The organism is Archangium violaceum (genome assembly GCF_016887565.1).
In the GTDB taxonomy this organism is placed as follows: Bacteria; Myxococcota; Myxococcia; order Myxococcales; family Myxococcaceae; genus Archangium; species Archangium violaceum_B.
The window spans coordinates 11,752,885-11,772,588 of the sequence record NZ_CP069396.1; the positions used below are offsets into that span (position 1 = coordinate 11,752,885).

12 protein-coding genes are annotated in these 19,704 nt (G+C 70.9%); 5 read left to right on the top strand and 7 right to left on the bottom strand.

Annotated features, from left to right (window positions below):
* Window positions 1-90: 90 nt before the first annotated feature.
* The 3 genes from JRI60_RS46800 to JRI60_RS46810 form a co-directional block, all read right to left on the bottom strand.
* On the bottom strand, window positions 91-3,909 hold the full coding sequence (locus JRI60_RS46800; protein WP_275439075.1) for a bifunctional serine/threonine-protein kinase/formylglycine-generating enzyme family protein: 3,819 nt from the start codon (window positions 3,907-3,909) through the stop codon (window positions 91-93).
* Between the two features lie 45 nt (window positions 3,910-3,954).
* The gene (locus JRI60_RS46805) at window positions 3,955-4,413 is read right to left on the bottom strand and encodes a response regulator (RefSeq protein ID WP_239470133.1); all 459 of its coding nucleotides are present in this window, start codon (window positions 4,411-4,413) and stop codon (window positions 3,955-3,957) included.
* Window positions 4,414-4,604: 191 nt separating this feature from the next.
* A complete protein-coding gene (locus JRI60_RS46810) occupies window positions 4,605-6,269 on the bottom strand; it encodes a carboxypeptidase-like regulatory domain-containing protein (protein WP_204222573.1) in 1,665 nt (554 codons plus the stop codon).
* A 160-nt stretch (window positions 6,270-6,429) separates the two neighbouring features.
* Here JRI60_RS46810 and JRI60_RS46815 point away from each other — a divergent pair, with 160 nt between their 5' ends.
* Both JRI60_RS46815 and JRI60_RS46820 read left to right on the top strand, forming a co-directional pair.
* The gene (locus JRI60_RS46815) at window positions 6,430-6,879 is read left to right on the top strand and encodes an HIT family protein (RefSeq protein WP_204222574.1); all 450 of its coding nucleotides are present in this window, start codon (window positions 6,430-6,432) and stop codon (window positions 6,877-6,879) included.
* A gap of 106 nt (window positions 6,880-6,985) precedes the next feature.
* Complete coding sequence (locus tag JRI60_RS46820) at window positions 6,986-9,856, top strand: TonB-dependent receptor domain-containing protein (RefSeq protein WP_204222575.1); 2,871 nt, start codon at window positions 6,986-6,988, stop codon at window positions 9,854-9,856.
* Between the two features lie 3 nt (window positions 9,857-9,859).
* Here the strand turns inward: JRI60_RS46820 and JRI60_RS46825 are convergent, their stop codons facing one another.
* From JRI60_RS46825 to JRI60_RS46835, 3 genes are all read right to left on the bottom strand, one after another.
* A complete protein-coding gene (locus JRI60_RS46825; RefSeq protein WP_204222576.1) occupies window positions 9,860-12,193 on the bottom strand; it encodes a serine/threonine protein kinase in 2,334 nt (777 codons plus the stop codon).
* A 138-nt stretch (window positions 12,194-12,331) separates the two neighbouring features.
* Window positions 12,332-14,149 (bottom strand): ABC transporter ATP-binding protein, encoded by a 1,818-nt coding sequence (locus tag JRI60_RS46830; protein ID WP_204222577.1) that lies wholly within the window; start codon window positions 14,147-14,149, stop codon window positions 12,332-12,334.
* Window positions 14,146-15,864 carry an ABC transporter ATP-binding protein gene (locus JRI60_RS46835; RefSeq protein WP_275439076.1) on the bottom strand — a complete coding sequence of 573 codons (1,719 nt, stop codon included), beginning with the start codon at window positions 15,862-15,864 and terminating at the stop codon, window positions 14,146-14,148. The genes JRI60_RS46830 and JRI60_RS46835 overlap by 4 nt, the downstream gene beginning before the upstream one ends.
* A 395-nt stretch (window positions 15,865-16,259) precedes the next feature.
* Here JRI60_RS46835 and JRI60_RS46840 point away from each other — a divergent pair, with 395 nt between their 5' ends.
* Entirely contained in the window at window positions 16,260-17,498 is a 1,239-nt protein-coding gene (locus JRI60_RS46840) for a PKD domain-containing protein (protein ID WP_239470134.1), read from the top strand.
* A gap of 37 nt (window positions 17,499-17,535) precedes the next feature.
* On the opposite strand, the gene JRI60_RS46845 is transcribed toward JRI60_RS46840, so the two are convergent.
* A complete protein-coding gene (locus JRI60_RS46845; protein WP_204222580.1) occupies window positions 17,536-18,000 on the bottom strand; it encodes a cupin domain-containing protein in 465 nt (154 codons plus the stop codon).
* Window positions 18,001-18,046: 46 nt separating this feature from the next.
* On the opposite strand from JRI60_RS46845, the gene nudC reads away from it, so the two are divergent.
* Window positions 18,047-18,880 carry an NAD(+) diphosphatase gene (nudC, locus tag JRI60_RS46850; RefSeq protein ID WP_239470135.1) on the top strand — a complete coding sequence of 278 codons (834 nt, stop codon included), beginning with the start codon at window positions 18,047-18,049 and terminating at the stop codon, window positions 18,878-18,880.
* A 119-nt stretch (window positions 18,881-18,999) separates the two neighbouring features.
* A complete protein-coding gene (locus JRI60_RS46855) occupies window positions 19,000-19,692 on the top strand; it encodes a radical SAM protein (RefSeq protein ID WP_204222582.1) in 693 nt (230 codons plus the stop codon).
* The last annotated feature ends 12 nt before the right edge of the window (window positions 19,693-19,704 follow it).

A 19,704-nucleotide genomic window follows, 5' to 3' on the forward strand; every position in this document is an offset into this window, starting at 1 on the left:
GTGCAGTGGCCAGTCCCCGAGCAAGCCGCACATGTCGCACCCGGGCACTTGCACCGTTCACGGCTTCACCCCCGAGGGCGAACCGTGGTGTCAGTCCAGCGTGTGCAACGTACGGGAGGGCAGGTCCGCGCACACGCGGATGCCCACGGTGATGTCGCGCAAGGTCCGCTCGGGCATCTCCCGGTTGGCCAGGCGCGCCGAGGCGGCGGCGAAGTAGTACGCGCCCCCGCGCGCCACCACCTGGCCGGGCTCCACCGCCGAGTGCGTCCACTCCCAGGCATTTCCGGCCAGGTCGTCCACCCCGAAGGGGCTGCGCGAGCCGGGATGCGAGCCCACCTCGTCGGGGCCGAAGCCCCCGGGCTCCTTGCCGTAGGTGAGGTCGAAGTTCGCGTCATCCGGAGCCAGTGAGTCTCCGTGGGGGAACTCGCGGCCATCCTCGCCCCGCGCGGCGCGCTCCCACTCCAGCTCCGTGCACAGGCGGGCACCCGGTACCCGGCCCGTCCGGGACAGCCACGCCGCGTAGGCCGTCGCGTCCTCGAACGAGATGCCCGTGACGGGGAAGTTCAGCCAGTCCTGCGAGGCACGCCGCTCCCGCTTCGCGTAGCGCAGCTTCTCCCCGGCCCGGACGGTGTAGGGCACGCCCCCTGGCTGGAAGTGGAGCGTCCACGTGCCCCGCACCCGCTCCAGCCGGAGCATGCCGTGGTAGGTGGTGCTCGTGCGCGGTGCGCGCAGGGCCCGCTCCGTCGCGGGCAGCGACTCCAGGAACGTCAGCCAGTCCGCGTAGGTCGTCTCCCGGCGGGCGATGAGGAAGCCCGCCGTCTCCTTCGGGTGCAGCGGCAGGGCGTTGAAGAACCCGCGCACGCTCGCATCCGCCGCGCTGCCGAAGAGCACGCGCCCGGGCGGCACGTAGACGAAGCCCGTGGGGAGCTCCCCCTCGCGCAGCAGCGGCAGCCGCAGGTGTCTCCGCTCGCCGCGCGCGAGCCGCAGCGGAACGAGCGCGGGCTCGTGGCCCGGGGCCCACACCCTCAGCCGCCAGTCTCCCGGTGGCACCGCCCTGTCCACCCAGGGCTCCGGCCCGAGTGACACCGGCTCTCCGAGGAGCTCGCGGCCCTCCACGTTCCGGGAGACGGGCCGCAGTTCCACCATCGCCCCGGGAGCGGCGATGTCGAGCGTGAGGAGTGAGGGGGCCGTCCAGCGCCGCCAGCGCTCCCCCGTCGTGTCGTACAGCCGCAGCCGCTGCAGCAGCGCCGGCAGCTCGCTGGTCTCCAGCGACTGCTCGGCGTGGAGGGCGCGCTCGAGGAGGAAGTCGGCCAAGGCCTCGCGGACATCCTGGCGCATGGGGTCCAACACCAGCGCGTGCTCCAGGTGGTCCCCCGCTTCGTCGAGGTGGCGGTGCAGCACGGCCTCCGCCGTGGCGGTGCGCGTCCAGGCCGTGTCGCCCTGCTCCTTGCGGCCCGCGTCGTAATGGAGGAGGGCCTCCTCGCGCGCCGAGGCGAAGGTGGCGCGCTCCCTTTGTACCCGCTCCATGGTCGTGGCGGCCTCGGCCAGCCAGGCGCGTACCGCCGCGTCCCGCTTCGCCTCCTCGCGCAACCGGAAGCCTCCGTAGACGAGCGCCAACGAGAGGACGAATCCCACCGCCAGGGCCTGCCGCATGCGGCGGCTGCGCACCATCGTGCGGCGCGAGGCCTCGAGAAAGGCCAGCTCGCGGCGGGTGAGCTCGGCGGGGTCGAGCAGGGTGGCCTCGGCCAGCTGCCGCGAGCCCCAGAGGAGGTCACGCACATGGCCCAGGCGCTCCCAGTGCGCGGAGGCGGCCTCCAGCCGGGCCTGCACCTCGCGGCGCTCGGCGGCCTCGGCCAGCCAGCGCGCCAGCGTCCCCCAGCCGGACAGCAACGCCTCGTGCGCCACCTCATAGGAGGTGCCGCCCTCCCCTTCCCGGGCCACCAGCAGGCGCGCGCGCACCAGGGCCTCCAGCACCGTGCGGTGGCGCGGGTCGTCCCCCACCAGCTCCCGGTCCGTCTTGCGCGCCCGGGTGCCGTCCGCGGTGATGAGGCGCAGCAGGACGCCGCGCGCCACCGTCCGCTGGTCCGGCAGCAGACGCGCCACGGTCGCGTCCGCGTGCTTCGCCAGCGCGCCTCCCACTCCGCCCAACCCGTCCAGCGCCGTCTGGGGGATGAGGCCCGCGGCCACGTCCCGCGCCTCCCACAGCTCGGCCAGCGCGAACTGCAGCAGCGGCAGCCCGCTCTCGGTGGTGGAGGTGGAGGCCACCAGCGCTTCCACCAGGGCCTCGGACTCGAAGCGCACGCCCGTGGCCCGGGCCGGACCCACCACGGCCTCGCGAATCTCCTCCGGGCCGAGCGCCCGCAGCAGGTAGAGCGCCCCGGGCACCGCCGCGCCCAGTCCCGGCACCGCCGTCAACCGGGTGAGGAAGTCACTGCGGCACGTGGCCAGCAGGCGCACGCCGGACACGCCCTCGGCGAGCCCTCCGAGCGCGAGGCCCGCCTGCGCGGCCTCCGCGTCGCCCGCCAGCGTCACCAGCTCCTCCATCTGGTCCACGTAGACGACGAGTCCCTCTTCCTGGCGGAGGTGGGCTCGCAACCGGCGCGCGAGGCCCGTGGGGTCCGCGCGCAGGGAGGCCACCAGCCCCTCCTCGTCCGCGCCCAGCACGGGGGCGAGCGCGGCGGCGAGCGCGGAAGCGGGGCGCCGGCCTGGAACCAGCCGCACCCCGCGCCAGCGCCGCCCATCCTCCAGCGCGCCGTCGACGACGCGGGGCAGCACTCCCGCCAGGCACAGCGAGGACTTGCCCACCCCGGAGTCACCGGCGACGAGCAGGAAGGACTCGGCCCGGAGCCGCTCCAGCACCTCGCGCTGCTCCCGCCGCCGGCCGAAGAAGAGGGCGCGGTGCTCGGCCTCGAAGGCCTGGAGGCCGCGGTAGGGGTTGCCCTCGGGGACGGCGCCCGCGGCCTCGTCCCGCGAGAGCTGCTCCAGCGCGTCCAGCAGCAGCACGGCGGAGGCGTAGCGCTCCTCGGGGGCGCGGCGCAGGCAGCGGTCCACCACGGCGGCGAAGTCCGGGTCCACCCCCGGGGCAACCTCGGCCAGGGGCCGCGCGTCCCGGTGGGCAATCACCACCGAGAGCTCCCTCAAGGGCACGTTGCGGAAGGGCCCGCTGCCGGCGCACAGCTCGTAGAGCACCAGTCCCAGCGAGTACACGTCGCTGCGGGTCGTGAGCTCCCCGCCCGCCCAGGCCTCCGGGGACATGAAATAAGGAGTGCCCACCAGCATGCCTTCCGGCAGCGACGGCAGGTCCACCCCATCGAGCGAGCCCGCCAGGGCATCCGGGTCCAGGTCGGGCAGGAGGGGAAGGCCGGCTCCGGCCTCGGCGAGCGCGGAGTCCCCCGGCACGGGCGCCTCCGGGTCCAGCAACTTGGCCAGGCCGAAGTCCAGCAGCTTCACCTCGCCGGTCTCGGTGAGGATGGCGTTGCCCGGCTTGATGTCGCGGTGCAGCACCCCGCGCCGGTGCGCGGCGCCGAGTCCCCGCGCCAGCTGCTTGCCGAGCTCCAGCACGCGCTCCCAGGGCAGGGGCCTCGGCAAACGGTCCAGGGTGGTGCCGCGAACGAACTCGGAGATGAGGTAGGGGTGGTTCTCCAGCTGCCCCACCCGGTAGAGGGTGACGACATTCGGGTGCTGGACACGCGCCGCGGCCCGGGCCTCCACCAGGAAGCGGGTGAGCGCGCCAGCGTCCAGCGCCCGGACGAACTTCACCGCCACCGGCCGGTCGAGCAGCGTGTCGCGGGCCAGATACACGCGTCCCGTGGCCCCATGGCCCAGGAGGCGCATCAGGCGGTATTCGTCGAACGCCTCGGGTGGAGTCCACCCGTCGACATTGGACCTGGAAGCAGGCGAGGAGCCCACGGGGAGGACCTGACGTACGGGAACGCGAGGGAACCGGACGACGGGCTAGGGGCTGCTCTTGGGCTTGCTGGGTTTGAGCATCCGGCGGATGCGGTCCTCGAGGTCCTGCGGCAGGCACGGCTTGGCGACGAACTCGTCCGCGCCCGCCTGCCGGGCCTGCTCGGCGTTGCCGGCGAGCACGTGGCCGCTGAGCGCCATGACTGGAATGTTGCGGGTACGTAGGTCCTGTTTGAGCCGCCGCGTGGCCTCCCAGCCGTCCATCACCGGCAGCGACAGGTCCATCAGGATGATGTCCGGGGGAGCGCCCTGGGCCTTCTCCACGGCCTCCACGCCGTTGCGGGCCACATCTACCTGAAACCCGACATATGCGAGGTACTCCGCATACATCTCGCGGGCATCATCGAAGTCGTCGACGACGAGCACGCGCTTGGGCTCGACCGTCTCAGCCGGCCTGGCGCTGTCGTCCGTCGTGATTTCGAGGGTTTGCGTGGGCGGTACGGTCATGGCGCGGGGCCCTCGTCCAGGGTGGGAACGCCGCCCCATGCTATGCACGGCCCCGTGGATGTGCTCGTCCCCGCCAGGGTCCGGAGGCTCCCGGGCCCACAAAACCTGTCGGACCCCGGACACTTCACTCACAGCGTTGATGACTTGGGAAACCCGGGCGGCGCACTCCCGCCCGGGTTTGGACCGCGGGACTACGGCGCCTTGGTGAGGGCGGCTTCCACGACCGTGGTCGAGGGGATGGGGGCGCCCCAGGAGGTCTCGTAGTAGCTCGCCGGGTCCAGCGACTGGAACCTGGCGAAGTCAATCTTCACCCGGGCGCTGGTGGTGCTGGGGTTGATCGGCGGCAACGTCGTCGCGGAGGCGTAGGTGAAGAAGAACCGGCTCGTGGCGTCGTTGAAGTTGGTGATGTCGATCGGGTACTTCGTGGCCGCCTCCCCGGCACAGCCGGCGTTGGGGGGAGGAGCCCTCGTCACCTTGAAGATCTGCGAGGTCGTCGTTCCCGTGATGACAACGGCATCGAGCAGCTCAAGAGACGAGAGCACGAGCTGATTGAAGGTGAGCAGGACGCATTCACCCGAGTCCAGCACCCCCGCGGTGTTGCCGGTCACGGTCGTATCCCTGAACGCGGCGCTCACGAGCTGGGCGGGCCTGGGCGTCTTCGGGTCGCCGCTGATGAAGAAGCCCTTCCAGGTCTTGGCGGTGCCGTCATACGCCGAGGTGGCGCGCAGGATGAGGTTGTATTCCTGCCCCTCCCGGATGACGGAAGCCGCGGGCGTGAGCGTGTAGGAATCTCCCGTGACGCTCGGCGTGACGACGAGGTCCAGCTTCTCCTGGCCGTACTCGTCCGTCAGGATGGCCAGCAGCGAGTCCTTCGCCACGGGCTGGGTGAAGCTGATGAAGATGGACTCGCCGGAGCGCAGGAGGTTGCGCATCGGCCTCTTCGCCTCGGCCTTCTTCGCGGCATCGGTGAGCGTGGCGAAGTTCAGGCTGGGGACGTTGGTGGCCAGGATGCCGAAGCCGGCGGGCTGGTCGGGGTTGCTCGGGTCGCCGGCGTCGGTGCGCGGCGCGGGCAGTTGGATGAGCTGCGAGCCGCCATACGCCATCAGGGTCGAGGCATCGATCTTCCGGGCATAGCCGCCCGCGTCGAAAATGCCATCGGTGTTCAGGTCGATGGGGTCCACCCAGAGGCGGTACCCCCCCGCCGCGGCCCCGGTGCCACCGATGCGCGCCAGCTCCGCCGGCGCGGGGACGCGCTCGAAGGTGACGACCCCCAAGGCATCCGCCTGGGCCATGACCACCACCGAGCTCACGGCCGTCGTCGCGGTGCCATTGACGGAGATGATCCCGGCGGGAGTGGCCTCGAGGTACGCCTGGGCGCCCGCGGCGGGACGGCCCGAGGGCGTGACGAGCGTGAAGCGCACGGTGCTGTTGGTCTCGGTGAGGGAGACGGCGCCGATGTTCGCGTTGCCGTTGTTGATGGGGATGTTGCCCGCGCTGGACGGCACGATGGCGCTGGTGCGCAGCGTGGCGTAGCCCGGCTTGCTGATCGTCAGCAGCACGTTGGAGCCAGCCGGCACGTTGGTGAACATGAAGTTGCCCGAGGCGTCCGTCGTGGCCGTGACCGGCTTGTCCGTCGTCGCGCTCCCGATGGTCATCCCCACCGAGACGCCCGAGAGCGGCTCCATCCGGGTGGTCAACACCTGACCGGAGACCGTCCCCTTCGGGTTGGCCGGAGCCACCACCGACACCGTATCCGGCTCGCGGACACCATCGACGATGCCGTCTTGGTCCGCGTCCTCAGGACCGTTGCAGCCAATCACCAGGAGCGGCAGCACGACTGCCCAATGCTTCTTCATCTTCCCACCTTGAATGCTTGGAGTGTCAGCCCTTGCACAGCGGCGGGACGACACTCTCCGAGCCGGGCCGCCTGCGTCAAGCAGGGGACGGTGGGAGCACCCAGGACGGACATTTCCGGGGAGGCACCCGGGCTCCCCGGACGCTGCTAGCGTGCGCGCCATGAGCGACGTGGATGTGAACGACCCCTGTCTCGGCTGCGCCATCGTGAGGGGAGCCACCCGGCCCGTGGGGGGAGTACTCGCCCGCTCGGCCGGACTGGTGCTCCATGGCGTGGCCTCGCCGAGTCCGGTACCCGGCTGGGTCGTGCTCACCAGTGCGAGGCACGCACGCGCATTGTATGACCTGGACGACGAGGCGGCGCGCGAGCTGGGCCCCTTCGCCGCGCGGGTGATGCGGGCCCAGCGCGAGGTGCTCGGCGCCGAGCACGCCTACGCCTTCGCCATCGGAGACGTGCTGCGCCACTTCCACCTGCACCTGGTGCCCCGCTACCGGGACACGCCCCAGCGCCTCTGGGGACGGGGGGCCTTCGACGCGACCCCCGGGGACTGGCGCCCGGAGGCGGAGCTGGAGACCGCGGCCAGGGCCCTGGCGGCAGCGCTGGGCGGGTGAGCGGACGGGCCCTCCTCGCGCCCGGCGCCTGCCCACTCACGCCGTGCGACCCCCACTGTCCGCCCGTGGACCTCGCCATCCCTCGCGGTGAAGAATGGCGGCGCCCATGCGCGCGCTCCGTCTCGGGACCCTCGTCCTCACACTCCTGCTCACGCCCGCCACCTCCCTGGCCAACAACACCGCGGACGAGGCGGACGTGACGTTCGAGGTCGGCAACGAGGCCTACGCCCGGGGACAGTACGTCGAGGCCCTGCGCTCCTACTTCACCAGCTACCGCCTCGTCCCCAACCGCAACGTCCTCTTCAACATCGCCCGCTGCTACGAGGCGCTCACCCGCTACAACGAGGCCTACCGCTACTACAACGACCTGGCCCAGGAGAGCCTCCCCCACGCCGACGAGGCCGAGGTGCAGCGGGCCCTGGAGCGGCTGCGTCCCAAGGTGGCCCTGGTGCGCGTCACCACCGACCCCCCGGGCGCCGAGGTGTTCGTGGACCGCGAGGACCTCGGCATCCGCGGCCTCTCGCCCCAGACGCTCGCGCTGACGCCCGGCACGCACAAGGTGATGGTGCGCAAGCAGGGCTACCGCCCCACGGAGCAGTCCATCTCCGTGGTGCGGGGACACTCCGTGGCGCAACCCTTCGAGCTGGAGCTCATCACCGGCAGGGTGGAGCTCACCGGCACGCCCGAGGGCGCGGAGGTGCGTGAAACCCCGGACGGCCCCGTGGTGGGGCGGGTCCCCGGGGCGCTGAGCTTCACTCCCGGTCAGCATGTGTTGCACGTGCGCGCGCCCGGCCACACCCCGGCCCAGCTGCTGGTGGACGTGCCCGCCGACGGCACCGTCTCCCTCCAGGTGGCCCTGCGCCCGCAGGAGAAGCCCACCGGGCGCCTCATCATCACCGCCAACCGCGACAACGCCACCGTGCGTCTGGACGGCCACCCCGCCGGCTTCACCCCCACCGTCGTCACCCTCACCGAGGGCGAGCACACCCTGGAGGTGGAGAGCCGGGACGTGCGCCCCCTGCGCCAGCAGGTGACGGTGGTCGCCGACCAGGAGACGCGCATCCACGCGGACCTGCGCTACGAGCCTCCTCCGGTGCGCGCCGCGTCCAAGAACCTGCTCTCCGTGGACGAGGCCCCCGCCTCCATCACCGTCCTCACCCAGGAAGAGCTGCGCGCCTTCGGCTACACCACGCTCGCCGAGGCCCTGGCCGCCGTGCGCGGCTTCTTCATCTCCAACGACCGCTCGTACACGTACCTGGGCGTGCGCGGCTTCGCGCCTCCGGGAGACCTCAATACCCGCGTCCTCATCCTCTGGGACGGCCACTCCGTCAACGACGTATGGGCCGGCCAGGGCTACTCGGCACGCGACCTGGTGGTGGACCTGGAGGAGGTGGACCGCATCGAGGTGGTGCGCGGCCCGGGCAGCGCCCTCTACGGCACGGGCGCCTTCTTCGCCGTCATCAACGTGGTGCCGCGCGACTCGCTGGGCATGGAGCGGAAGGTGGAGGCGACGGCCGCGGTGGGGGCGCTGGGAACCACGCGGCTGCACGCCACCGCGGCGTGGGATGACGGGCAAGACAAGTCGGTGCTGCTCTCCATCGCGGGGCTGAACATGCAGGGCGCGGAGACGACCCGGATGGGCGAGGGTTTCCCGGTGGTGGAGGGGATGGACACGGAGCGCGGTGTCACGACTTCGGTGCGGGCCCGCTTCGGCGGCCTCACCCTCCAGGCCCAGCACCACTGGCGAACGAAGGAGGTCCCCACCGGCGCCTTCGGCACGGAGCTGGGCATCGACGGCACCCGCGTGGAGGACCTCCGCGCCTTCGTCGAGGCGCGCTACGAGAAGAAGCTGAACGAACGCATGAGCCTGTCCCTGCGCGGCTCCTACGACGCCAGCCGCTACCGCGGGTACTGGATGTACGAACAGCCGGAAGGCGGCGGCATGCGGCGCGACACGGACGCGGGCCGCGCGGACTGGGTCTCCGCCGAGGCCCGCTTCCTCGCCCAACTCTTCAAGGGCAACCGCCTCACCGTGGGACTGGAGGGCCAGGGCCAGCTGCGCGTGGAGCAGGAGAGCTTCGGCCCCGAGGGCGAGGCGCCCATGCCCGGCCGGCAACGCGTGCTGCTCTCCGCCTACGTGCTGGACGAGTGGCGCCCGCACCCGAGGCTGAGCATCTCGGCGGGCCTGCGCCTGGACAAGTACCTCGACCTGGACACCACGCCCCTCACCCCGCGCCTGGCCGTCATTGGCCGCCCCTATGACAAGGGCCTCACCAAGCTGGTGATCGGCCGCGCCTTCCGCGCCCCCAATGTCTACGAGCTCGACTACCAGGACTACGGCTTCACCCAGCGCGCCGCTGGCTCGCTGGAGCCGGAGACCATCACCACCTATGAGCTCGAGCACTCGCACGACCTGACGAACGAGCTGCGCCTCACCGTGGCGGCCTACGACAACCGCATCTCCAACCTCGTGGTGCTGGAGACGGAGGACGGACCAGCGCGGTGCGGCAACCCGCTCGGCACCGAGGAGTGCATCATCTTCCAGAACCGTCCCGGCGAGATACGCGCCCTGGGCGCCGAGGCCAGCCTGCGCTGGCAGCCGGGGCGCTACCTGATGGTGGACTTGAACTACTCCTTCGTCACCCTGAGCAAGGCCTCGGAGGAGGTGGCCGCCGCCGTGCCCGCGCACCTGGCCTCCGGACGGCTGCTGCTGCCCCTGGGCAATGGCGACGTGCGCCTGTCCACCCAGGCCACCTACCAGAGTGCCCGCGGCAGCAGGACGGAGGGTGCCGACCGCGGCGAGGCCCTGCTCATCAACGTGGGCTTCTCCGGCGAGTTGCCACACCTGCGCTACTTCGCCGGCGTGCAGAACCTCCTCGACGCGCGCTACGCCCTGCCGCTCGGGAGCGAACGCGCCGCCGCCCCCGTGCCCCAGTACGGGCGCACCTTCACGCTGCAGCTCACCGGCGACTTCTGAGGCTCACAGCTTCAGGGGAAACTCCTTCCGGCCCTCGGCGCAGAAGAGGCCCAACCGATTCCTGTCGACGTAGGGCACGTCATGGCCGCCCTTCTCGAAGTCGCGCAGCGAAATCTCCCGCTCGCCGCCGGGGGCCATGCCGCCCAGCTTGTACATGTCCCGTCCCTGGATGACGAGGATGCACTGGCTCCAGATGATGGAGTCCGTGTTGGTGAGGATGAGCTTCCGGCCGAGGGCACCCTTCCGCGCGATGCGCCCACTCAACTCCCGTGGCTCCGCGGGCTTCCCTGCGGCGGGAGCTGACTCGGCGGGAGCCGACGCGACGGGAGCCGACGCGACGGCCGGCGGCGTGACGGTCACCTCTTGGAGCGGCGCGAGGAGCTCGGACGCCTGGGGCTCGGACGCCTCGGGTTCGGCCTTCACGGGTTTGACCTTCTCGGCTCTGGCCTTCACGGTGGAGGACGCGGGAAGCACCAGGAAACGGTCGACATCCCCGGCGTTACGCACGCGCTCGTCGGGGTCCACCCTCGCCTGCTGCGGAAACACCTGCATCACCGTCGCCTCGCCCAGGAGCCTCGCCTTCCCATCCTTCACCGGCGCCGCCACCACCGGGAGGACCATGCCCTCCGAGAGTCCCGACTTCCTCCCTCCCAGGACGCGGTAGAGTCGGCCTCGCTCCGCCCTCATCGCCACCACATGCTCCGCGGGGACGAGCTCCGGCGGTGCCGACGGGACCTCGCCCCTCTCGGGGGCATGGGGCTCCCCGGCCATGGCCTCCGGCGGCCCTGGGTTTGGACGGGGCTCGCCGAATGCGCCAGGGCCACCCGGAGGCATTCCCTCCGGAGGTGGCGGCATGTGCTCCCGAGGCGCTCTCTCCCCTCGTGGCGGTCTGTGCTCGGGAAAAGGCCCGTCCCCTGGCCGCCTGTGTTCAGGAGGCCCGTCCCCTGGCCGCCTGTGTTCAGGAGGAGGCCCATCCTCTGGCCGCCAATCATGACGAGGCCCACGCATGTCCGGGCCACGCTCCTCCCGCTGTTGAGCACTGTGGAGCATGAACCCCGTGGTCACCGCCGCCGTGATGCCAATCAGGCCGAGCGCTCCGAGGGTGAGCGCCACCACCCACCCCTTGCGGCTCACGCCCAGCGGTCCGGAGACGGGCGCCGCGAGCTGCGCGGTCGCCACCGGCGCGAGCGCCGGCCCGGAGCCGACCACGGGCACGGCGGGGCTGGTGGGCGAGCGCACCAGGGTGGGCTCGAAGCCCGGGCTCTGCTCCGCGATGGGGGAAGCCAGGGGCAGCGGAGCATGGCGCGCGGTGTTCACGGTCCCCAGGCTGCCGCCGGGCAGGGGGGTGCGGCGCAGGGCCGGGTTGGAGAGGCTCGTGAGGAGCTTGCGCTGCGCGGCGAAGGCCTCCGGGCAGCGCTCGCGCACGAAGTTGCCCACCTCCTCGGCGCCGAGCGTGGAGCCGGTGCGCAGCAGCTGCTCGTTGAGGGCGCGGGCGAAGTCATCGGCGCGTGCGTAGCGGTCCCCGGGGGCGGGAGCCAGCGCGCGGCGCACCACCGCGTCGATAGCGGGGTCCAGGTCCGGACGCACCTCGTGCAGCGCGGGCACCGAGGGGTTGGCCATGGCCGCCATCATCTCGCCCACCGTGCCGGGGGCGATGAGGGGCCGGCCCGCGAGCAGCTCCCACACCACCACGCCACAGGAGTAGATGTCACCGCGGTGGTCGACGGGCTCGGCGCGCACCTGCTCCGGGGACATGTAGCCCAGCTTCCCCATCACCGTGGACGGCAGGGTGTACTTGCTGCGCGCCGCCGACTTGGCGAGGCCGAAGTCGATGACCTTCACCTCGCCCTCGTAGGACACCATCACGTTGTGGGGCGAGACGTCACGGTGGACGATGCCCAGCGGCTGGCCGTCCGGCCCCGTCTTGCGGTGGGCGTAGCCGAGCCCCTCGGCGATGCGCTGGCCGAGGTAGAGCGCCACCGGCACGGGAACCTGCTGGCCCTGGGTGCGCGCCTGGTCCTGAAGGAAGGCCAGGTCCACGCCGGCCACGTACTCGAGGGCCATGTAATAGGTGCCCTCGGCCTCGCCCATGTCGTACACCTGCGCGATGGACGAGTGGACGAGGTGCACCAGCACCTTGGCCTCGTGGTGGAACCGGTCGAGGAACTGCCGGTCATTGAGGAGCGCCGGGAGGATCGTCTTGACGATGCAGGGTTTCTCGAAGCCCGCCGCACCGGAGATCTTGGCGAGATAGACCTCGCCCATGCCGCCCTGGCCGAGCAGCTGGACGAGCTCGTAGCGGCCGAGGGGTTGGAGCAACTGGGGAGATTCGTTCATCGACGGAGAATCCATGGCCGGCCCTGGGGACTTCCATCCTAACCCGGGATGTGCCCCGGGTTGCGGCGGTCCCCCCATGTCTTAAAAATTGGAAATAACGGCCATCCGACCCGGGGCTCGGGGGGCGAGCGGTGTGCCTCAGCCCACCCGCTCCACCCGTGCGGGGCCTCGCGGCTCGCGGAATTGCCGGTGGTACAGCTCCGAGTACAGCCCACCCCGGGCGAGCAGCTCCTCGTGCGTGCCCCGCTCGACGACCCGCCCCGCGTCGATGACGAGGATGAGCGCCGCGTTCCGGATGGTGCTCAGCCGGTGGGCGATCACCACGCTCGTACGGCCAGCGAGCAGCGTGGACAGCGCACGCTGGATGAGTGCCTCCGTCCGCGTGTCGATGTTCGCCGTGGCCTCGTCGAGGATGAGCACGCGCGGCTCCGCGATGACCGCCCGCGCGAAGGCGAGCAGCTGCCGCTGCCCCTGACTCAAGGTGGCGCCCCCCTCACCGAGCACCGAGTCGTAGCCCTTCGGCAGCGCGGCGATGAAGTCGTGGGCGTGGACCGCACGCGCGGCGGCCTCTATCTCCTCGCGGCTGGCGCCCGGCCGGCCATAGCCGATGTTCTCGGCGATGGTGCCGGAGAAGAGGAACGGCTCCTGGAGGACCATCGCCATCTGCCGCCGCAGGCTCGCCCGCGTCACGCGCCGCACGTCGTGCCCGTCCAGCCGCACCGTCCCCGAGCTCGCGTCGTAGAAGCGCGGAATCAGGCTGGCCACGGTCGTCTTCCCCGCGCCCGTGCGGCCCACCAGCGCCACCGTCTGGCCGGGCTCGACCTCGAAGCTCACGTCATGGAGCACCGGCTGCGCCGCGTCATAGGCGAACGACACCCCCTCGAGGACGATGCGTCCCTCGGCCCGCCCCAGCTCCAACGCATCCGGGGCATCCCCGGGCTCACGCGGCTCGTCGAGGATGGCATAGACGCGCTCGGCGCCGGCGAGCGCCGACTGCATCTGCGTGTAGACCGAGGCCGCGAGCTGCACCGGCCGGAAGAACTGCTGCACGTAGATGAGGAACGCGGCCAGCAGGCCGACGCTCAAGTGCTCCTGGAGCACCAGGTGGCCGCCGTAGCCGATGACGAGCGCGGTGGAGAGCGTGGACAGGACGTCGATCGCCGGGGAGAACGCCGAGGTGACGCCGACCGCGGCCACGTTCGCGTCCCGGTTGGCGGCGTTGCGGTCGCGGAAGCGCCGGATGTTCTCGTCGGTGCGGTTGAACGCCTGCGCCTGCCGCACGCCGACGATCTCCTCCTGGAGCTCGGCCGTCACATTGCCCACCGTCTGGCGCGTCTTGCGGTAGGCGCGCCGGGCGCGGGCGGCGAAGAACCAGGTGGTGGCCAGCATCACCGGCAGCAGCATGAAGCACGCCAGCGCCAGCCGGACATTGAGCGCCAGCATCATCCCCAGCACGCCCACCAACGCGAGCACCGGGCCCAGCAGCTGCGTCAGTCCCTGCGAGAAGAACTGATTGATCGTATCGACGTCACTGAGCAGCCGGCTCATCAGGTCGCCAATGGGCCGCTTGTCGAAGTACGTGAGCGGCAGCGCCTGGAGCTGCTCGAAGAGCCGGGTGCGCAGGGTGGAGAGCACCCGCTGGGCCGTCGCGCCCACGCGCTGCGTCTGCGCTCGCTGGGCCAGGGCGCCCACGCCGTAGACAACCAGCAACAGCAGCATGGTGCGCAGCAGGCCGGGCCGATCTCCGCTCCCGATGTCGCGGTCGATGGCCAGGCTCACCAGGTACGGCCCGGCCATCTGCGCCAGCGCGCTCACCCCAATGAGCGCCAGCGCGACGAGCAGTGTGCCCTGGTGGGGCCGCAGCTCGCCCAGGAGCCGCCGCGCCACCGCCCCGCGATTGTTGGCGCGCTGCTCCTCCACCTCCGCCATCGCCTCGAGACTCCCGGGCCTCCTCATGCGACCTCCGCGGGTGCCGGCTGGAGCTGCGAGCCGAGGATTTCATTGTAGAGAGGGCTCGAGGCGACCAGCTCCTCGTGCCGTCCCCGCGCGACCACCCGGCCCTCGTCGAGCACGAGGATGAGGTCGGCATCGCGTACCGTGCTGACCCGCTGGGCGATGACGATGGCGGTGCGGTGGGCGCCGCGCATGAGCCGGTCGAGCGCGTCCTGGATGGCGCTCTCGGTCTCGGCGTCGACCGCCGAGGTGCTGTCATCGAGGATGAGCAGGCGCGGATCCGTCAGCAGCGCCCGGGCGATCGCCAGCCGCTGGCGCTGCCCGCCCGACAGCCCCACGCCGCGCTCACCGACCCTCGTGTCATAGCCCTGCGGCAGCTCCGCGATGAATCCCGCCGCCTGCGCCGCCTCGGCGGCCGCCTGGACCTCCTCCAGGGTCGCCTCGGGGCGGCCATAGGCGATGTTCTCCCGGATGGTTCCCGAGAAGAGCAGCGCCTCCTGCAACACGATGCCGATCTGCGAGCGCAGGCTGGAGAGCGTCACCTCGCGCACGTCCTGGCCGTCGACGAGCACCGCGCCCCCCGTCACGTCGTAGAAGCGGGGCAGCAGGTTGATGATGGTGCTCTTGCCAGAGCCGGTGGTGCCGAGAATCGCGACGAGCTGCCCCGGCTCGGCCACGAAGCCCACCCCGCGAAGCACCTCCCGCTCACCGCCCGCGTAGCGGAAGCGCACATCGCGGAACTCGACCCGCCCCTGGATGGGAGGCAGTACCCTGGCCCCGGGCCTGTCGACCACCTCGACCTCGGTGTCGAGCAGCTCGAAGACACGCAGCGCGGATGCCCCGGCGCGCGAGAGCTGCACCGACAGGAACCCCACGGACATCAGCGGCATGAGCAGGAAGCCCAGATAGCTGTTGAACGCGAGGAGCTCACCGAGCGTCAGCCGCTGGCCGAAGATGAGCACTCCACCGAGCCCCACGACCACGAGCGTGCCGAGGTTGGCGAAGAAGCCCACGAACGGGAAGTTGCTGGAGATCGCGTCGACGACCTGGAGGTTCTGCACCAGCAGCTCGTCGTTGATGCGCTGGTAGCGGGCCGTCTCGCGCGCCTCGCCGGAGAACGCCCGCACCACGCGGATGCCACGCAGGTCCTCCTGGAGGACCGTGTTGAGCCGGCCGAGCGACGCCTGCAGCTTGCCGAACAGGGGGCCCATCTGGCCCATGAACCGCCTGAGCAGCCAGAGGATGGGCGCCACGGCCGCGATCGCCGCGACGCCGAGCACCAGGTTGATGCCGAGCAGCAGCGCCGCGCAGCCCACGAGCATGACCAGCGAGGCGGCGAACTGGACCACGCCGCTGCCGACGAAGGTGCGCACCTGCTCGACGTCGTTGGTGAGCCGGGTGAGCAGTTGCCCCGTCTGTGCCTGATCGTAGTAGCTGAAGCTCAGCCGTTGAATCCGCGCGAAGAGCCCGTCGCGCAGGTCGAAGGCGACGCCCTGCGAGGCGCGCTCGGCCAGGTAGCCCTGAAGGAAGGTGAAGAGCCCGCGCACCAGGGCAATGGCCACCAGACCGCCCACCGCCGCGAGCAGGGTCGAACGGTTGTCCCGGGCGATGCCCTCATCGATCGCCAGACGCACCATCTGCGGCGCGGCGAGGTTGGCGGCCGAGAGCAGCAGGAGCGACACCAGCGCGCCCGCCGTCTCCAGCTTGTACCGCCTCAAATACCCCAGGGCCCTCCAGACCGCCTTGCCTCCGCCGGGTGCCAGCGTTGGCCGTCGTCCTTGTTCCATGTCCTGGCAGGCGTAGCGGAGAGCGCCACCGTCGGCAATGTCTGGTGCACTCTCCGGGTACGAGAAAAGAAGACGGAGGCTGGTCATCGCACCGCGCCTCCGTTGGTAGGAGTTGCTCCCCCTCGGCAATGGCCACTTCTCCAATCAAGAATATGCGGTTATTCCCCCCAGAGCCTGTTCCCAGTGAGGCTTCGTTCATGGCCGGAGCTGGTCAGCAGAACCATCAACCGCGTTGGACAGCGAGAGCGCTCATGCACTTGTTTCAATCGACCCATCGGACCCCGAGAGTCTCCCTTCGTGCGGTCCTGCTCCTGAGCCTGGGATGGATGGGTTGTGGAGAGGGCAAGGACAGCACGGCCCCGGAGAAGGTCCAGATCACCGGTGGCGTGACGGCGGAGGAGGCCGTGACGGGCTGGCGGACGCTGCAGGCCTCCGCCGAGGACGACTCCGGAAAGGTCTCCAAGGTGGAGTTCTACGTCTCCGACACGCTCGCCTGCGTGGATGGAGTGGCCAAGAGCTCCGGCGCGACCTTCTCGTGCGCCTGGGACTCCTCCAGCGTCGCCCAGGGCGGCCACCAGCTCACCGCCAGGGCCTACGATGCCGCGGGGAACGTCACCCGCTCCCAGCCTCTCTCCTTCACCGTCGCTCCGCCCAACCGCCTCCCCACCATCAGCGGGGTGACCGTCACGACCTCCTCGCTCGACGAGGGCTCGAGCACCACCTTCACGGTGACCGCCAGCGACTCGGACGGGGATGCACTCACCTACTCCTGGACGCAGACCCCGTTCGCCCCCGCGGGCACCTTCGGTGACGAGACCGGAGCGACCCGCACGTGGACGGCCCCCCTCGTCTCGACCAACACGACCTTCACCTTGAAGGTGACGGTCTCGGATGGGAAGGGAGGCACGACCCAGTCCTCCCTCGATGTGACGGTGGCGAATGTCCCCTCCCGCAACCGCGCGCCCACCGTGGACGAGACCATCACCGTCCCCACCGCGCGAGTGGTCGCGGGCGACACCGTCATCCTCTCCATCGGCGCCAATGATCAGGATGGGGACACGCTCACCTACACCTGGACGACGACGAACACGGCGGGCGAGGGCATCTTCACGAACCGGAATGCCCCCGTCGCGGAGTGGCGCTCTCCCGACCTCCGCACGGCCACGACCTACTCCTTCCAGGTCACCGTGTCCGATGGAGCCGATTCCGTGACCCGCTCGGGCGAGGTGCAGCTCCAGATTCCGTCGTACTCCCGTGACATCCAGCCCCTCTGGGGCCCGACGTGCACGGACTGCCACAACGCCAACAGCACGACGCCCCAGGGATTGAACCTGGAGGCGAGCAGTTCCTACGCGTCCCTCGTCAACGTGGGAGGCACCGAGGCCTGCAGCGCCCTCAACCGCGTGCAGCCGGGCTCCCCCGACGACTCCCTGTTGGTGCAGCGGCTCAGCAGCGACAGCTGTGGTCGCAGGATGCCTCCGCTCGACGCGGACTACTTCGACAGGAACGCCGGCGAGCTCACGCGCATCCGCTCGTGGATCCTCGCTGGTGCGGCGAACGACTGATCCCTCGGGTCACCGGCTCTCGCGAGGGCGGCCCGCCTCAGGGAGTGGAGGCGGGCGGCTTCACCGGCTCGCCCTGGCGGAAGCGCTGCTCGGGGCCGGGCCCCACGTACACCTGCACGGCGCGGAAGCGCGCGGTGCCCTCGGGGATGCGGGCCGCGTGACGGATGCCCGCCGGGATGTAGACGGCATCTCCCGGCCGCACGGGCATCGCCCGCCCCTCCACGCTCATCTCCGCCTCGCCCTCCTCCACGTAGAGCATCTCCACGCTGTCCTCGTGGATGTGCTCGGGCACGCCCGAGCCTCCCTGGAGCTCCAGCACGCCCATCGAGGCCGCACTGGCGCCGGTCTCCTCGTTGACCAGCAGGATGGCCGTGCCCTTTCCCTGGGCGATGCGGAAGGTGGCGGCATCCGCGGTGCTCACCACGTAACGAACGGGAACGGTGGGAACCCGGGCACAGCCGGCGGAGACACAGAGCAGGGCCGTCAGGAGCGAGGTGCGCATGCCCCGTTCCTATCCCAAAGAATCCGGTCCCGCTAAGGTACCGCGCGTGAGCCCTCCCCGATTCATTCCCGCCTATGACGCCCCCGAGCGCCCGCGTGATCGCGCCCTGCTCTTCGTCGTGCGTGGTCTCGACGTGCTCGTCGCCGAACAGGGGGAGAGCGTCCGCATCCCCACCGGCGCGGAGCTGCCCGCGCTCGCGGCGGAGGCCCACTTCCTGGGCATGCTCGAGGACGTGGATTGCTACGCCGTCGCCCTGTCCAAGGACACCGAGCCTCCCACGGGCCTGAAGCTCGTCCCCGCGCGGAGCCTCTACAACCGCGTGGACGAGGCCCTCTTCGGCGTCACCGGCCGCGCGCTCGCCATCGCCGAGTGGGACAGCACCCACCGCTTCTGCGGGCGCTGTGGTCAGCCCACCGTGCTCGTCCCCGGCGAGCGCGCGCGCCGCTGCCCCGCCTGCCGCACGCCCTTCTACCCGCGCATCTCCCCCGCCGTCATCGTGCTCATCACCCACGGCGACTCCATGTTGCTCGCGCGCAACGCCAACTTCCCCGAGCCCTTCTTCAGCACCCTGGCCGGCTTCGTCGACGCGGGTGAGTCGCTCGAGGAGACCGTGGCGCGCGAGGTGAAGGAGGAGGTGGGCGTGGAGCTGAAGAACCTCCGCTACTTCGGCAGCCAGCCGTGGCCCTTCGGCCGCTCGCTCATGGTGGGCTTCACCGCCGAGTACGCCGGAGGCGACATCCGCGTGGACGGCCAGGAGATCGCCGAGGCGAAGTGGTTCACCATCGACAACCTCCCGCGCATCCCTCCGCGCATGAGCATCGCCCGCCAGCTCATCGACTCCTTCATCGCCCAGGTGAAGGCCCGGAACACCCCAGGCTGAGGTCCAGGAGGGCAGGCGTCCGGAAATCCCAGGCGCCGCCGGGTGGTTCGAGGTCCAGAGGGTGACTCCGCTTGCATCCACCGCCCGGGTGGGGTTGAAGCTGGCCCCTCGGATTCCCCATGCCCGCCGCGCGTCCCCAGATCGAGCCCCGTCGTGTTCCCACCGCCGACTCCGTGGTGGTGAAGGAGATCTACCTCTCGGTACAGGGCGAGTCCTCGCACGCGGGACTGCTGTGCTCCTTCGTGCGGCTCACCGGCTGCCACCTGCGCTGCACCTACTGCGACAGCGAGTTCGCCTTCCACGGCGGCATGCGCATGAAGATTCCGGAGGTGGTGGCCCAGGTGAAGGCGCTCGGCGCGCCCCGGGTGGAGGTGACGGGCGGCGAGCCCCTGCTGCAGCCCGGTGTGTACCCGCTCATGGAGGAGCTGCTCTCCGCCGGCCTCATCGTGCTGCTGGAGACGAGCGGCGCCATCGACGTGCGGCTGGTGCCCCCGGCCGTCCATAAAATCGTGGACATGAAGACGCCGTCCTCGGGCGAGTGCGACCGGAACGACTACCGGAACCTCACCTCGATGAACGCCAACGACGAGCTCAAGTTCGTCATCGGCAGCCGCGAGGACTACGAGTGGTCCAAGCGCCTCATCACCGAGCACCGGCTGCTGGAGAAGCCCTACGAGCTGCTCTTCTCCACCGTCTTCGGCAAGCTCACGACGAAGGCGCTGGCCGAGTGGATCATCGAGGACCGGCTCCCGGTGCGCTTCCAGCTCCAGATGCACAAGTACACCTGGGACCCGAACGAACGCGGGGTGTGAGGGCACGGCCCC

Coding starts and splice junctions, on each gene's coding strand:
- JRI60_RS46805 (WP_239470133.1), bottom strand. CDS start 4,413: ATGACCGTACCGCCCACGCAAACCCTCGAAATCACGACGGACGACAGC.
- JRI60_RS46810 (WP_204222573.1), bottom strand. CDS start 6,269: ATGAAGAAGCATTGGGCAGTCGTGCTGCCGCTCCTGGTGATTGGCTGC.
- JRI60_RS46815 (WP_204222574.1), top strand. CDS start 6,430: ATGAGCGACGTGGATGTGAACGACCCCTGTCTCGGCTGCGCCATCGTG.
- JRI60_RS46820 (WP_204222575.1), top strand. CDS start 6,986: ATGCGCGCGCTCCGTCTCGGGACCCTCGTCCTCACACTCCTGCTCACG.
- JRI60_RS46825 (WP_204222576.1), bottom strand. CDS start 12,193: ATGAACGAATCTCCCCAGTTGCTCCAACCCCTCGGCCGCTACGAGCTC.
- JRI60_RS46830 (WP_204222577.1), bottom strand. CDS start 14,149: ATGAGGAGGCCCGGGAGTCTCGAGGCGATGGCGGAGGTGGAGGAGCAG.
- JRI60_RS46840 (WP_239470134.1), top strand. CDS start 16,260: ATGGGTTGTGGAGAGGGCAAGGACAGCACGGCCCCGGAGAAGGTCCAG.
- JRI60_RS46845 (WP_204222580.1), bottom strand. CDS start 18,000: ATGCGCACCTCGCTCCTGACGGCCCTGCTCTGTGTCTCCGCCGGCTGT.
- JRI60_RS46855 (WP_204222582.1), top strand. CDS start 19,000: ATGCCCGCCGCGCGTCCCCAGATCGAGCCCCGTCGTGTTCCCACCGCC.